The 16038-nt window shown below is 48.2% G+C and carries 11 protein-coding genes; 8 read left to right on the top strand and 3 right to left on the bottom strand.

The window, feature by feature from the left end:
* The first annotated feature begins 415 nt into the window (after positions 1 to 415).
* Complete coding sequence (locus DXN05_RS20170; RefSeq protein ID WP_116849093.1) at positions 416 to 979, top strand: RNA polymerase sigma factor; 564 nt, start codon at positions 416 to 418, stop codon at positions 977 to 979.
* Positions 969 to 2360, top strand: a complete 1392-nt coding sequence (locus DXN05_RS20165; protein WP_116849092.1) for an outer membrane beta-barrel protein — start codon at positions 969 to 971, stop codon at positions 2358 to 2360. The genes DXN05_RS20170 and DXN05_RS20165 overlap by 11 nt, the downstream gene beginning before the upstream one ends.
* Before the next feature lie 35 nt (positions 2361 to 2395).
* On the opposite strand, the gene queG is transcribed toward DXN05_RS20165, so the two are convergent.
* Positions 2396 to 3328: a tRNA epoxyqueuosine(34) reductase QueG gene (gene queG, locus DXN05_RS20160; RefSeq protein WP_116849091.1), complete on the bottom strand. Its 933-nt coding sequence runs from the start codon at positions 3326 to 3328 to the stop codon at positions 2396 to 2398.
* A 58-nt stretch (positions 3329 to 3386) separates the two neighbouring features.
* On the opposite strand from queG, the gene DXN05_RS20155 reads away from it, so the two are divergent.
* Both DXN05_RS20155 and DXN05_RS20150 read left to right on the top strand, forming a co-directional pair.
* Positions 3387 to 5408, top strand: coding sequence for a DUF3857 domain-containing protein (locus DXN05_RS20155; RefSeq protein ID WP_116849090.1), 2022 nt, complete (start codon positions 3387 to 3389; stop codon positions 5406 to 5408).
* A complete protein-coding gene (locus DXN05_RS20150; protein ID WP_116849089.1) occupies positions 5408 to 7300 on the top strand; it encodes a DUF3857 domain-containing protein in 1893 nt (630 codons plus the stop codon). Before DXN05_RS20155 ends, DXN05_RS20150 begins: the two co-directional genes overlap by 1 nt.
* 171 nt (positions 7301 to 7471) lie before the next feature.
* On the opposite strand, the gene DXN05_RS20145 is transcribed toward DXN05_RS20150, so the two are convergent.
* Entirely contained in the window at positions 7472 to 8509 is a 1038-nt protein-coding gene (locus tag DXN05_RS20145; protein WP_116849088.1) for a serine hydrolase domain-containing protein, read from the bottom strand.
* A 171-nt stretch (positions 8510 to 8680) separates the two neighbouring features.
* Between DXN05_RS20145 and clpB the strand changes: the two genes are divergently transcribed.
* From clpB to DXN05_RS20125, 4 genes are all read left to right on the top strand, one after another.
* Positions 8681 to 11293, top strand: a complete 2613-nt coding sequence (gene clpB / locus DXN05_RS20140) for an ATP-dependent chaperone ClpB (protein ID WP_116849087.1) — start codon at positions 8681 to 8683, stop codon at positions 11291 to 11293.
* Between the two features lie 336 nt (positions 11294 to 11629).
* A complete protein-coding gene (locus DXN05_RS20135; protein WP_116849086.1) occupies positions 11630 to 12169 on the top strand; it encodes a DsbA family protein in 540 nt (179 codons plus the stop codon).
* Between the two features lie 663 nt (positions 12170 to 12832).
* Positions 12833 to 14236: a serine hydrolase domain-containing protein gene (locus tag DXN05_RS20130; protein WP_116849085.1), complete on the top strand. Its 1404-nt coding sequence runs from the start codon at positions 12833 to 12835 to the stop codon at positions 14234 to 14236.
* A 115-nt stretch (positions 14237 to 14351) separates the two neighbouring features.
* Positions 14352 to 15272 (top strand): helix-turn-helix domain-containing protein, encoded by a 921-nt coding sequence (locus DXN05_RS20125; RefSeq protein ID WP_116849084.1) that lies wholly within the window; start codon positions 14352 to 14354, stop codon positions 15270 to 15272.
* Between the two features lie 56 nt (positions 15273 to 15328).
* Here DXN05_RS20125 and msrA read toward each other — a convergent pair whose 3' ends face one another.
* On the bottom strand, positions 15329 to 15892 hold the full coding sequence (gene msrA / locus DXN05_RS20120) for a peptide-methionine (S)-S-oxide reductase MsrA (RefSeq protein ID WP_245975261.1): 564 nt from the start codon (positions 15890 to 15892) through the stop codon (positions 15329 to 15331).
* Positions 15893 to 16038 lie beyond the last annotated feature (146 nt).

Below are 16038 nucleotides of genomic sequence, written 5' to 3'. Positions count from 1 at the left end.
TCTTTCCTGATTCAATTGCCTTTACGGCACTGCGACGTACCTCTTCACTGAAGACGCGTCGGGTTACTAAATGTGTTTTTGCCATGTTTGACCTGGTTTTTTGGTCAACTTATTTCAGGCTCGTACAGAAATACAGTCGTGAGCGATCTTGGCGAATGCCAATTTGATCGCCAGCGGCTGTGTCCTCACAGCCGCATCCTCAACATGCACTGGCTGTAAACTTCCCTGGAAAGGAATAACGGATATAAACGGGAATTGAACAATTGAACTATTGAACAATTGAACTATTGAACGGCTGTTCAGAACATCTATCGCCGGAGGCGATTTATACCCAACAACTGGCAGCAACAAACTTTTTTTCTTTGGGAATGCAACGGTTTCTTTTCTATCATTGTCAGCTTTTCGGAATTAACGTATGACAGATAACAGCCGTCTTATTGCAGCCTGTTTAGCAGGAGACGTAGCTGCCCAGGAGCAACTGTACAAAACATTTGCCGGGCAGATGATGGCTATTTGTTACAGGTATACCAAGTCGGTTACCGATGCCCAGGATGTACTGCAGGAAGGGTTTATCAATGTATTCCGCTGCCTGCACCAGTACAAGGGCGGGGGCGAACTGGGGGCCTGGATACGTCGCATTATGGTAAATGCTGCGCTCAATTACCTCAAGCAAACCAAGCGTTACCAGGGAGATATGGTGCTTACAGATGATTATATGCACCCTGTTTCAGGAGATGACCCGGTAATAAACCTCAGCGCAAAGGAATTGGCCGACCTGATCAGGCAACTGCCGTCGGGGTATCAAACCATTTTTAACCTGCATGCCGTAGAAGGCTATTCTCACGTTGAAATAGCCGGAATGATGGGTATCAGCGAAAGTACTTCCCGCTCGCAGTATATGCGTGCGCGTACCTTGCTTGCCACGTGGATCACCAAATATGATGCGGATGCAACTAAAAAAATGAATTATGCCGGATAATCAGCTCGAAAAACAAATACAGGATTTGATGAGCGGGTTTGAACTACAACCCGGTGCCGGCGCATGGACCAATATTCAGCAGGCCATTACACAGCCGCGCAGAAAACGCCGCGTGTTTGCCTGGTGGTGGCTTAGCGGGTTGCTTTTACTGGGCACTGGCTGGGCTTGGTTTTATTACGAACAACACAAAGCTGGCCCCGCAGCTGCCGCAACACAAACAACAGCCACACAAAACAATACCGGCCTGCCACAGGTACCGGAACCAGCCAGTAAGTCTGCAGCTGATGAACCCAATGCAAACATCGGTACTACGCAGGATGCAACAACAGCTGGCGTGCCTGCCAATAAAGAGGTGTTGGCTGAAACTGCGCCAGGCAATGGCGTTCAGGCAACAGCAGGTGATGCTGCAGTTATGCGTGGGCAGCACAATAACAATAACCCGCATGCAGCTGTAGTTGCCAATGCAGCCGGTATCGGCAACAACGTCGTTCTTACACCGGCTGCGGCCTATATTGATTCAACGGTACAGGACCCTGCCATGTATGGTTCGGTACTGCGCAATATGGCTGGTTTATTGCATCCTGAAACATTGCTGCCGGGGCTGGAAGCCAACCAGCTGAACCCGTTTCAGCCATTGCAGGTACCCGGTGAGCCGCATATACAGGTAAAACAACCGCACAAACATGGCTGGCAGCTGATGCCAACTGCCGGTGCGGGTGTATCGGCAGTGGCGCTGGTAACACGCACGGCAAACAATCAGAATTCGGGACTTTCCTTTTCGGTGCCGCCATATAGTGACTATCTCAACTTAACGCCAAGCAATGGAAATTCGTCGGCTGTAATACCCGGTGCAACTGCCAATACATCGGGCTTCAGCTGGCAGGCGGGCGTATTGCTGGATAGAACATTCAGTGATAAGTGGAGTGTTGAAAGCGGGTTGCTGTATCAATACAGCTCCTTTAATGCCGTATTCAATTACCGTGTGCCTTCGGGGCAACTGTACCAGTCGTTACAGCAGCATAGCAAATACCATATCCATGCCATCGATGTGCCGCTGTTGCTGCACTGGAAAGCATTGTCAGTGCTGGGTTTCTCCGGTGGTTTGATGAATGGGTTCGTGATAACAGCCAATGGCCGCTCCACCAGCACTGTAGCGACTACAACAGCATTCACAACAAAAACGGCCTCCATCAAAAGCCTGATGCATACCTATCAGCCTGCATTCTACTTCTCGCCCGATGTGCCGCTGCGCACCGGTCATTTGCAATGGCGCATAGCGCCTTACCTGCAATATGGTATTGGCAGTGCCTTTAAAATCACAGGCAACCAGGGTCAGCGCCTGTGGCAAACCGGCGTAAATGTGGTGCTTACAGGATGGTGATTAACTTCCAACTTCCAACGTTAAACTTTAAACAGTCATCCCCCCTTCACAAATTTCAGGTTACGCCGTATGCCTGCATATTTGCTGCGTTTAAGCGGTGAGTGTTTGAATATAGCGCGGAAGCTTTCTTCCGTCATCTCCTGCCACTCGCGTGTGCTGAAGTTGAGTATCTCAGGCAGGGGTGTGAAAGCCGGTTCTGTATTGGGCTTGCTGAAACGGTTCCAGGGGCACACATCCTGGCACACATCGCAGCCGAAGAACCAGTTGTCGAAACGTTGCTGCATGTTATCGGGCAGCAGCATGTCTTTCAGCTCAATGGTAAAATAGCTGATGCATTTGCTGCCGTCAACTACCTTGCCGGGCAGTATCGCTTCTGTCGGGCAGCTATCGATACAGCGGGTACAGCTGCCGCAGAAATCTTTGGCGTACGGGTCATCGTATTCCAGTTCCAGGTCAACAATCAGCGTGGCGATAAAAAAGAAGGAACCCGCCTGTTTGCTGATGATATTCCCGTTTTTACCAATCCACCCTGCGCCGCTCTGCTGTGCCCAGCTGCGTTCGAGCACAGGGGCAGAATCTACAAAGCCGCGGCCATTTACTTCGCCCACAGTTTCCTGCAAACGAAGCAGCAGGTTGTTGAGCTTTTCTCTTATTACTTCGTGGTAATCATTGCCATAGGCGTATTTGGCTATCTTGGGCCCGTCGGTATGCTGGGTGGTTTGCGGGTAATAATTGAGCAATAGGGTAATTACCGATTTGGCGCCGGGTACCAGCAGGGTAGGGTCTACACGCAGGTCAAAATACTTCTCCATATAGCTCATTTTCCCGTGCATGCCCTTGTTCAGCCAGTTTTCGAGCCTGCGCGCATCTTCATCCAGCCTGCGGGCTTTGGCAATGCCGCAATAGCTGAAACCGAGTTCTGTACTCAGTGATTTAATGAAGCTGGTATAAAAAGAGACGTTTTTCAACTGTTTTTTTCGTTGTTTTAATCCGGTATTGTATTATTGTGCCTCAACCAATTCCCTTATGCATAAAAGGTTAGCCCTTTTTCTACTGCTGGTGGCATGTTGCCAAACTGTTTTATTCGCCGGTTCCGGTAAACAGAAGTACAAATTCGGTGATGTGAAACCCGAAGATTTTGCCCCCTCCGCTTATGCCGTCGATTCTTCTGCAGATGCTGTTTATCTCTATGATATCGGCAGTTCTTCATACGAAGGTAATAACAAAGGTTTTTTCAGCGTGGTATTTAAACGCCATGCCCGTATCAGGCTATTGCACAGGAATGCTTTTGACCATGCAGCAGCCGTGTCTATTGACCTGTACAAAAAATCCCAGACAGAAGAAAAGCTGGAAGACCTGCAGGTGGCTACCTTTAACCTGGAAAATGGCGTGGTAACCACGACCAAGCTCGACAAAAGTGCGTTGTTTGAAGATAAGAACGGGGATTTTGTTACCGAAAAATTCACCTTCCCCAATATCAGGGAAGGTTCAATTATCGAATACAGCTACACAGTTACTTCGCCGCGTTATTATGATGTGCCTTCCTGGTTTTACCAGGGCGAGTTTCCACGCCTGTTCAGCCAGTACGAGGTTACCATACCCACGCTGTTTGATTTTGTGTTTGTAAAGCAGGGATACCATCCTTATTCAACAGATACGGCGCTGCTTTCGAGCGAATCGTACCTGCTGGTCGATCCGGGGCACACCGCTACAGAAGCATCTACCTCTTTTACCTGGAGAGGCAACACGGTAAACAGTGTATGGGCAATGAAGAATGTGCCTGCCTTAAAAGACGAATCTTTCACCACTACCCTGCGCAATCATATTTCCAGTATTTCTTTCCAGCTGGCAGCCATCAGGTGGCCCAACCGCGAGCCGGAGTTGTATATGTCCAACTGGGGTAAAATGGTGGAAGACCTGCTGAAAGACGAGGACTTTGGGGCAGATCTTGCTGCGCGCAATGCATGGCTGAACGATGAAATGAAGAACATTGTGGCACCGGGTGATTCACCCTCGCAGAAAGCAAGAAAAATTTATGCCTACCTGCGCGATCAGTTTGCCTGTGTAAGTCATTACGGTTTTTACCTCACACAACCGCTGAAGAAAACCTTCCAGCAGAAAAAAGGCAGTGTGGCAGATATCAATATGCTGCTGACTGCCATGCTGCGCAACCAGGGCATTGGCGCCGATCCTGTTATTCTCAGCACCCGTTCGCATGGACTGGCCATGGAAACCTATCCCATCATGAACAAGTTCAACTACCTTATTTGTAAGGCGCAAACGGAAGACAGCACCTGGCTGCTGGATGCATCGTACAACTATCTTGGTTTTAACATGCTGGATCACGAATGTTACAACGGCTCGGGCAGAACAATAGCCAACCCGCCGGTACTGGTAGAGCTTTCGACTGATTCATTGATTGAAAGGCAAACGGCTACCATCTTCCTTGTAAATGACACAACAGGCAAGGTAAGCGGCAGCATTAACAGCTCGCCCGGTATTTTTCATTCCATGCAAATGCGCAGCCAGCTCAAAAATAAAATGCAGGCCGATTTCTTCAGGAATATCCAGAAATCGTATTCGATGGATGTGGAACTGACTAATGAAGGAGTTGATTCGCTTAACCAGCTCGATTGCCCGCTGAGTTATCACTACGATATTGCATTTGCGTTTAATGAAGATCTCGTATACTTCACGCCCATACTGGGTGATATGCTGTACAAGGAAAACCCGTTTAAAGCCAGTACCAGGACTTATCCCGTGGAAATGGATAACTGTATCGACAAAATGTACGTGCTGAATATGGAGGTTCCCAAAGGATACAAAGTGGAAGAGCTGCCTAAATCGAACCGGGTAAATCTCAATGACAATGAAGGTTCTTTTGAATACATCATCGGGACAGACGGAGAGAACATCCAGATGCGCTGTCACCTTAAATTGCAGAAAGCCAATTTTGAACCGGATGACTATGATACCCTGCGTGATTTTTTTGCCTTTATCGTAAAGAAAGAGAAGGAGCAGATTGTGTTTAAAAAAATCAAATCCTGATGAAACGTTTGTTATTCCTGTTGCTGGTTGTGCCATTTTATTTGCAGGCACAACAATATAATATAAGCCTTATTCCCGATTCGCTGACGAAAAATGCCAATGCTGTTGTACGCATGGATGAAACCAGTGTGGTGATTAAGAGCTCGGGCCATGCGGTGGTTACACATAAATATGCCGTTACTATTTTAAATGAAGAGGGCAACCGTTTTGCCGTTTACAGCAATGATTATGATAAGCTGCATTCGCTGCGTGATATTTCAGGGCACCTGTTCGATGCAAACGGCAAACAATTACGTTCGGTAAAGTCGAAGGATATTGCGGATGAAAGCGATAACGATTTTAGTCTTGCCACCGACAGCCGCGTTAAATCCCATAATTTCTACTGGCGCATCTATCCTTATACAGTTGAATACGAAGATGAGCAGGAATACTATACCATGTTTAACCTGCCTTACTGGATGCCGGTAAATGCAGAACATCTTGCCGTACAGCAAAGCCGTTTTACAGTGGAAGCACCGGCGGGTTTCAAGTTGCATTATAAAGCGTTTAATTATGCAGCAGCGCCGCAAACCACTGCCAATGATAAAACAACTGTGCTTAGCTGGCAGCTGAACAATGTACAGCCTGTTGAAAGGGAGTATCTTTCTCCTGCATGGCAGGAGCTGACTACTGCCGTTTACCTGGCTGCAGAAACATTTTCGCTGAACCAGTACGAGGGTCATATGGATAGCTGGCAAAGCCTGGGCAGCTTTATGGGCAGCCTGTACGCAGGCCGTGATGAATTGCCGGATAATGTAAAACAGGATGTGCACCGCCTGGCAGACGGACTGGGTACACAAAAAGAAAAAATTAAAGTATTGTACAAGTACATGCAGCAGAATACACGCTATATCAGCGTGCAGCTGGGTATTGGCGGCTGGCAGCCTTTTGATGCGAAGTTTGTTGCTGCAAAAAGATATGGTGATTGCAAAGCATTGTCCAATTATATGAAGGCCTTGCTGAAAGAAGCAGGGATAGAAGGCAACTGTGTAATCATTAGTTCAGGCAGGAATGTGAACAAAGGCCTGTGGGAAGACTTCCCGGCCAATTATTTCAACCACGTTATCCTGTGCGTACCTGTTGCAAAAGATACCACCTGGCTTGAATGTACCAGTCAAACCATGGCGCCCGGCTTCCTGGGTAATTTTACCGATGCCAGGCAGGCCCTGCTGCTGGCAGCAGACGGCGGGCATGTGGTATGGACGCCCAGGTATACGGCAAAAGACAACCAGCAGCTGCGTTCAGTACAGGCGCAGATTAATGAAGAAGGAAACCTGGTAGCAGACGTGCATACGGAGTTTACCGGTTTGCAGGAAGAAGAAAGGCATATGCTGATGTATGATGTTAGCAAAGACGACAGGGAAAAATACCTGAATGAAACACTAAACCTGCCTACCTATAAAGTAGAACAGATGGACTTTAAAGAACAGGAAGCCGATATTCCGAAAGTGAATGAAACCCTGCGCATCAGCGCGCCCGGGTATGCTACTGTATCGGGTAAGCGCATGTTTATAGAAGCCAACCTGTTTAATAAAAGTGGCCGTTTGCCTGCTGCCACCCAGCCGCGCAGGTACGATATTGAATTCCGCTCTTCTTTTCGGGATGAGGATTCTGTGCATATTGCTATTCCGGCAGGTTACAAGGCAGAATCAATGCCGCAGGATGTACATCTTGCTAAAGGCTTCGGAAGTTATACCATCCATTTCGAAATAAAAGGCAATACCATTGTACTGTACCGCAGCCTTGAACGTATTGCCGGACGTTATCCTGCCAGTCTTTACCCCGAGTTCGCAAAATTCTACGCCGATATGTACGCCGCCGACAGGAAGCGGATCGTGCTCGTCAAAGAATGATGGTATGATGATATGATTGTTGAATGGTTTGATGGCTGTATAGTTAAACAAAGGGCGCAAAGGAATCATGGCTGATTTCCTTTGCGCCCTTCAACTAATGCTACCGTTGCTGGTGTTCCATCGCAACCGCTTCGCTCATTCACTATTCACTACTCACCACTCACGTCTCCCTCACTTCATCGCCGCATCAAACGCCTGCTTTAATTGCAGGTATACATCCTTACGCTGCTCATTCAACAATGTTTTTACAAAAATAATAGAGGCATACTGACGCCCCATATCTACCAGCGGCCAGGTGCCAAACAGTCCCGGACTGCTTACCACCGTGCTGTTACCCGCCGCATCTTTCTCCTGCACCCATTCGCCATAACCATATTCAAAACCTTCGCCTGCTGCGGGAGTGTAAGTAATAGAAAGCCCGTGTGTACGGCTCTGCTGCATTTCGGCAATGGATGCTTCGCTTAACAGGCGCTTGCCGTTAAACATTCCCTTGTTGAGTATCATGGTGAGGAAGTTCATATAGTCTGCCGCTGTGCTGGTAGCGCCGCCGGATGGGTTAACTGCTTTCTCACTGGCGAAACTGCTGTTCTTCATACCCAGCGGTTTAAAAATGCGGTCCGTCATCAGTCGGTCGAACGGTTTTTTGCTGATCACCTCCAGAATGCGGCCGGCAATATTCAACCCGACAGCACTGTAACGGAAAGCGGAACCCGGTTTGGCCTCTATTTCATTTTTGGAAGCAAAATCATTTACTTCGACTTCCAGCGTGCTGTAACGGCTTATTTTAATAAAACTGAGCAGGCCGGGTTTATCAGCTGCAATACCGCTGAGGTGGGAGAGGCATTGGCGTACCGTAATATAACTTTTGCCATAGGTGTCAAAAATGGGCAGGTACTTGCCAACCTTATCATCGAGGTTCAGTTTGCCTTCTTCCACAAAAGTCATTACCAGTGCGGCAGTAAGCCATTTGCTGCAGCTGGCAATTCTGGCGGGTGTATTGCTGTTAAAACCACCCATTTCTTTCTGGTAAACCAGCTTCCCGTTTTTATAAACCAGGGCTACCACATTATTACCAAGCTGCTGCTGGTGCTGTTGCAACAGGGCGTCGGCCTGGGTAAAGTTGTACTGGCTGAAGGCAGGCTGCAACAATTGCAGGAAAAGCAGTATCAGACTGACTTTCATGCAGATAAAGGCGGGTTTTTGTGTCATATTTTCCGGAATTTTCAATTGGATTCAATTTTGAAGATAGTATAAAACCGTTTCGGACACCGTTACAAATCCCGGAAAGGATAAATGGACCGGTAACCGGGTGCAGTGAACCAAAACGCGGATTAATTTTTAATACAATAAATGCTCCGGCGAGGAGGCAATACAACTTATATGAACCTGAACAATTATACTATCAAAGCACAGGAAATTATCCAGGCCGCCCAGCAGTTGGCTTTCAACGAGGGCAATCCCAATATTGAAACCAACCACCTGCTGAAAGCCTTGTTAAACGACGGGGACAGCCCGGTAGAATACCTGCTGAAAAAGAACAACGTAAACATTGGTTACGTAGAAAGCAAGCTGGATGAAAGCATCCGGAAACTGCCCAAAAACCAGGGTGGCGAACCTGCCCAGGCACTGGGCCGCGATTTGAACAACGCGCTGCTGCGTGCCAATGCAACCCTCAAGCAGTTTAACGATGAATTTGTAAGCGTTGAACACCTGCTGCTGGGTATTGTGCACGGCAACGACAATGTGGCCAAATTGCTGAAAGACGCCGGTTTAACCGAGAAAGGTCTGGTGGCTGCCATTAACGACCTGCGCAAAGGCGCTACGGTCAATTCACAAACCGCTTCGCAGCAATACAATTCTTTGCAGAAATATGCGAAGAACCTGAACGAAATGGCGCGTGCCGGCAAACTCGATCCCGTGATTGGCCGTGATGAAGAAATACGCAGAACGCTGCATATATTATCGCGCCGTTCTAAAAACAACCCCATCCTGGTGGGTGAGCCCGGTGTTGGTAAAACAGCCATTGCCGAAGGCTTGGCCAACCGTATACTAAATGGTGACGTGCCCGAAAACCTGAAAAGCAAAATCATCTTTGCGCTCGATATGGGCCAGCTTATTGCAGGCGCCAAATACAAAGGTGAGTTTGAAGAACGTCTTAAAGGTGTGGTGAAAGAAGTAGCCGAAAGTGATGGGGAGATCATCCTGTTTATTGACGAGATTCATACCCTGGTAGGTGCAGGTGGCGGTGAAGGCGCCATGGATGCTGCCAATATCCTGAAACCCGCACTGGCACGCGGTGAGCTCCGTGCAATTGGCGCCACCACGCTGAATGAATACCAGAAGTATTTTGAGAAAGATAAAGCGCTGGAACGCCGTTTCCAGAAAGTAATGGTTGATGAGCCCAGCGTGGAAGATGCGGTGAGCATATTGCGCGGTATCAAAGACCGTTACGAAACACACCACCATGTGCGTATTAAAGACACGGCAATTATCGCGGCTGTTGAATTGTCGAGCCGTTACATCAGCGACCGTTTTTTACCCGATAAGGCGATTGACCTGATTGATGAAAGCGCAGCCAAACTGCGCCTGGAAATGAACTCTATGCCCGAAGAGCTGGACGAACTGGAACGCAGGATACGCCAGCTGGAAATTGAACGCGAGGCCATTAAACGCGAAAGCGATGAAGAAAAGCTGAAAGAGCTGGCACAGGATATATCCTTACTGATTGTACAGCGCGATACGCTGAAAGCGAAGTGGAGCCAGGAAAAAGAGATTGTAGAAAAGATACAGGCAGCCAAAGCCAATATCGAATCGTTAAAGCTGGAAGCAGAACGTGCAGAAAGGGATGGTGATTTTGGTAAGGTAGCAGAAATACGGTATGGTAAGGTAAAAGAACAGGAACAGGTTATTGTTGAGAACGAACAGCAGCTGGAAGCCATCAATGAACGCCGTTTGCTGAAAGAAGAAGTAGACGCAGAAGATATCGCAGAAGCCATTGCCAAAGCAACCGGCATACCCGTAAGCAAAATGCTGCAGAGTGAGCGGGAAAGACTGCTGAACCTGGAAGAAGAACTGCACAAACGTGTGGTAGGACAGGAAGAAGCCATCACCGCTGTTGCAGATGCCATACGCCGCAGCCGCGCAGGATTACACGATCCGCGCAAACCCATCGGTTCCTTTATCTTCCTCGGTACAACCGGTGTGGGTAAAACGGAGCTGGCCAAAGCACTGGCTGAATACCTGTTTGATGATGAGAACATGCTCACCAGGATTGACATGAGCGAATACCAGGAAAAACACACTGTGTCCAGGCTGGTTGGTGCGCCTCCGGGTTATGTGGGTTATGATGAAGGTGGCCAGTTAACAGAAGCTGTTCGCCGCAAACCCTACAGCGTGGTGCTGCTCGATGAAATTGAAAAAGCACATCCGGATGTATGGAATGTATTACTGCAGGTGCTGGATGATGGCCGTTTAACCGATAACAAAGGCCGTGTGGTGAACTTCAAGAACACCATCATTATCATGACCAGCAACATTGGCAGCCATATTATACAGGAGCATTTTGAAGAGGTGAATGAAGACAATCTTACAGAAGTAACCGATAAAGCAAAGGCAGAGGTGATGAACCTGCTTCGCCAAACCATACGCCCCGAGTTTTTGAACAGGGTAGATGAGGTGATCATGTTTCAGCCGCTGCTGCGCAGTGAAATAAAAGGAATTATTAAAATACAGCTCGAACACCTGAAAAAGCTGGTGAGTGTGAATGGTATAGTGCTCGAGTTCAGTGAATACGTGCTGGATTATCTTGCCGAAAACGGGTACGATCCCCAGTTTGGTGCCCGCCCGCTGAAAAGGTTGATACAGAAAGAAATTGTGAATGGCTTAAGCAAGAAAATACTGGCCGGTGCCATAGATAAAAACCACCCTGTACTGGTAGATGTGTTTGACGGTGTGGTGGTATTCAGAAATGATATTTTCGAACGCACCGCGTAATTAACTGAACGTTTTAATATAAGCCGATAATAAGATGGCCCTTCAGTGTCAGCACTGTAAGGGCCATTTAAACGGCTGCTGCGGCGTGCAGCAAGCAAAATGTTAATTCATTTCAAGGGACTTTTAACCCTGCCTTTTCTGTCGTATATTTGCATGCTGATTCGCTCCCGTTATATTGAACCAGGGAAACTTGCGTTATATATCTCCTTACAAAACTGCATAACGGGAATACGTACAAAATACCTACCGCTTTTGTTTTTAACAGAACAAGCGTTACAACGCTTCGATAGCTAATGCCCTTTCCAATAACCAACTGCACAAAACAAGGATGGCGTTATGGCAACAAAAATGAAACAGCCTGCGGAAATCATTGAACCCAGGGACGTATTTGTGGGTGCACCCGGTGCAGCAGTTGTATTAACTGCCTACATCGATTATGAGAGCGAGGCTTGTGCACAGCTGAACGAAGTACTCAATACCCTTCTGAAAAACTACGACGGACAGTTGAAACTTAATATCCGCCATTTCCCCCTTACCCGTGTGCACCAGCACTCCATGAAAGCAGCAGAAGCCGCAGTAGGCGCTGCGCAGGAAGGCAAGTTCTGGATTATGCATAACCTGATTTTCAGGCACCGCAATAACCTTGGTACCATCAGTTTGAAACACTATGCCAGGGAAGCGGGTGTTACCAATAAACGTTTTCTGGATGAACTGGTAAACAGCACATATGGCTGGCAGGTGCGTGGTGATTTGTTAGATGCCCTTGATAAGGGTATTCGTGATGTGCCGGTAGTATTTGTGAACGACGCCATTGTGAAAGGAAAATTATCCGTAGCCGCTATCGGCAAAATGATTGATGCAGCGCTCGCCGCTTAATGCATTACCAGCAGTAATCCCCAGAAAAACCAACACAGCCTTCGTATTAGTCTCCGTGATGTTAGGTTAACGAGTGGAGCCCGAGGCTCGATGGCCCCTTCTTTATTGGAGGGGCCTTTTGTTTGGTACATGCAGCTGCAAGCCTCAAGCTACGAGCTGCGAGCTGCGAGCCTGGTCTAAACCAGCCGCTTGGAGCAGGTACATGGGGAGCCTGTTTCTCGCTCCAAAGGAGTTCCCCTGGAACGGAATCCGCCACAGAATATGATAACCCATTCCCAGTACATGCCAGGGATGCGGCTGTGGGGACACAGCCGCGGGCAACAAAAGAAAATTCGCCCAAATTAGTGCCGATTCCCCGAAATAGGTACTCGCTCAGTTCACTCACCACTCACCAATAAACCCGCTCAGGTAGTCTCGACTGTCGATGTGTCGATTCTCGAAATAGTTACTCGCTCAGATCACACGCAATGTCGTTTCTTTGCGCCCTTTGTGGGTTGGTAAAAAATAGCAATCACGCTTAACTAAAGGACATTGATTTACTTCTGACTACTCACCAATAAACCCGCTCAGGTAGTCTCGACTGTCGATGTGTCGATTCTCGAAATAGGCACTCGCTCAGATCACTCACCACTGACGATTCCCGATATTCCCGTACATTAGGGCATGAAACTTCGCAAACCCCTTAAACGCATCCTGCAGGTACTGCTGCTGCTGGTATTGGTTGGTATTGGTTACGGCATTTACTACTGCTGGACATCCTTTCCCATCATCAGCGGTTATGGTGCCAAAAACCTTTGCTCTGCCATATTTGTCGCCGGTCGCGATGAACAGCAGGTGCGCGACCAGGAGCTGCATTTTTTTCCCATGACACTCGGGCATTTCTCCATTGATTATACCGATTCTTCCGTAACCGGTACGGTATGGGGCTTCGCCAAACGCAAAGCCATTTACCGCAAAGGACTGGGTGCTACACTGGTGGCAGGCATCAGCGAAAAAGAAATACGTGCACAACAATTCAGGCTGGCCACACCACCCACTGTAAATACCGATACCATCGCCTGGCCAAATGGCAACCTGTTGCCCGCAACAGTCTTGCCCGCAGGAATAGATTCCGCTCAGCTATGGCAGGCTGTTAATGCTGCGTTTATAGAAAAAGACACGCTGAAACCCGCACGCACCAGGGCTGTGGTGGTATTGTACCAGGGCAGGCTGGTGGCCGAACAATATGCCCCTGGCTTTACCCGCAATACCCGCCTGCTGGGCTGGAGTATGACCAAGAGTATCACCGGCACACTCATCGGTATGCTCGCCAAGCAAGGCAAGCTGCAGGTAAATGCACCTGCACCTGTTCCCGAGTGGCAAAACCCGGCAGATCCGCGACATACCATTACGCTGAAAAACCTGCTGCAGCAAAGCAGTGGTCTGCAGTTTGAAGAAGACTATTCCAAAGCCAGCGATGCTACACGCATGTTGTTTGGCAGGGCCGATATGGGCGGCTTCACTGCCGGCCATACACTCAAATATGCACCAGGCAGCGTATTCTACTATTCCAGCGGCAACAGCAATATCCTGTCCCGCATTATCCGCGCAACGGTAGGGGAGCGGGATTACCATGCTTTTCCTTATGAACAACTCTTTTATAAACTGGGTATGTACAGCGCCGTGATGGAGCCTGATGCATCAGGCACATTTGTGGGTTCATCGTATATGTACGCCACAGCACGCGACTGGGCACGTTTCGGATTGCTGTACTACAACAACGGCGTCTGCAACGGCGAACAACTATTGCCCGATGGCTGGGTAAAGGAAGCCGCCACACCAGCCACCTCAGCCCTTAAGGGGCAATATGGCTACCAGTTCTGGCTCAATGCCGGCACCGGTGCACAACACAACGATCGCTACTACCCGCATGTACCCGTTGATATGTTCTGCGCCGACGGCTTTGAAGGGCAGAATGTGTTTATCGTTCCCTCCAAACAACTGGTAGTAGTGCGGCTGGGCTTAACACAGCATCACAACTTCGATGCAGATGCATTTCTTGCAGGCGTTTGCGCGGCGGTGAGATAACGTCAATCGTCAGTTGGAAAGTCATCGAGAATCGACAGTCGACATTTGCCTTGCCCGCAGTTCGTAGCTTGCAGCTCAAGGCTCAGAGACGCCGCTTTCTCCGTACCTTTATTCCATGCAATTCCTGTCTGATAAAGAAAAAAGAGCCATCCCGCATTTTTCGCTCAGTGAATCCAGTGAAGCAGGACATGCACTGTTCGAGATAAAAGAGGTTGATGGCCATACCGCTAAAAAGAAACCGCACGTATTTATTCCGCACCGGAAAGATTACTATTTTTTCTTCCTGGTAAAAGATGGATACAACCGCCACTGGGTTGATTTTGTAAGTTATGAAACCAAGCCCGGCAATCTTTATTTCACCGTACCCCACCAGGTACACCTTAAAGAAAAAACAACTCCTGTCAGCGGGTTATTCCTGGCATTTACCGAAGAGTTTCTCGCACTGCAGGACAGGCACGAGCTGCGCGACCTGCCCATTTTGCTTAACCCCGATAACAGGCATGAGCTGGTATTGTCTGAGCTGGAAAATGTTTTCCTGAACGACCTGATGATGCACATGCTGTGTGAGTTTAAAACCAACCACGACTGGAAAAGCAGCATGCTGCAATCTTATCTCAATATTTTACTGGTATATGTGAGCAGGGTCTACACGCGCAGCAACAGTGCAGCAAATTCACTGGCAGGCTCAAGGCAAATGGTAAACCGGATGAAAACACTGGTGAACGAACAGTTTCATGAATTGCACCAGGCATCTGACTATGCGCAGCTGCTGCATGTATCGCCGGGACACCTCAATGATACTATTAAAGCCTACACCGGCCGCACCGCTACCTCACTGATACAGGAGCGGCTGATTGTGGAAGCCAAGCGGCTGCTGTTTCACGGCGATTTGCAGGTAAAGGAAATTGCCTACCAGCTGGGTTTCGAAGATGCTGCTTACTTCAACCGCTTCTTTAAAAAGCTTACGGGCGAAACACCTGCCAGCTTCAGGCTGCACAGCCGCGACCGGGAAAAATACAATTTGTACCGCAGTTAGCAATTGCAACAATAAAACCATCCCACAATAAAAAAGCCTCCCGAAGGAGGCTTTTGCTATTTCTTCATCTTATCCTTAAACACTTTCTCAAACTTCTCCAGTTTGGGCCGTATTACAAACCGGCAATACATCTGGTCGGGATTGGTGTTGTAATAATTCTGGTGGTAATCTTCTGCACTGTAAAAATTGCTGTAAGGTTCTACTGCTGTAACAACAGGGTTGGGCCATGCGCCGCTTTTGTTCAGTTCGTCTTTGTAGTGGCTGGCTTTTTCTTTCTGTTCTTCGTTATGGTAGAAAATTACGCTGCGGTATTGTGTGCCTACGTCATTGCCCTGGCGGTTGAGTGTGGTGGGGTCATGTGTTTTCCAGAAAACTTCCAGCAGCTCGTCGAACGAAATTTTGGCAGGATTGTAAATAATCTGGCAAACTTCGGCATGACCGGTATTGCCTTCACAAACTGCTTCGTAGCTGGGATTGGGTACATGGCCGCCGCTGTAACCGCTGATCACCTTTAATACACCGTCCATTCTTTCAAAAATAGCTTCCGTACACCAGAAACAACCGGTGCCAAAAGTGGCAGTGTCGGTTACCACGCTTGCGATGGTTCTTTCTTCAGCCATACTTTTATTTTGACTTTTATGTTCTGCGCAAGAGATAAACGAAACAACAATCCCCAGTAACACACTCAAACTATATTTCATGACGCATATTTTATTTTTCAACCTGCAATTACCTAACTATTGCGCTGATGAACAAGTTAATTAAC

This window comes from Deminuibacter soli (assembly GCF_003412455.1).
GTDB classification, from domain to species: domain Bacteria; phylum Bacteroidota; class Bacteroidia; order Chitinophagales; family Chitinophagaceae; genus Deminuibacter; species Deminuibacter soli.
This window is presented reverse-complemented; position numbering and strand designations above follow the sequence as displayed.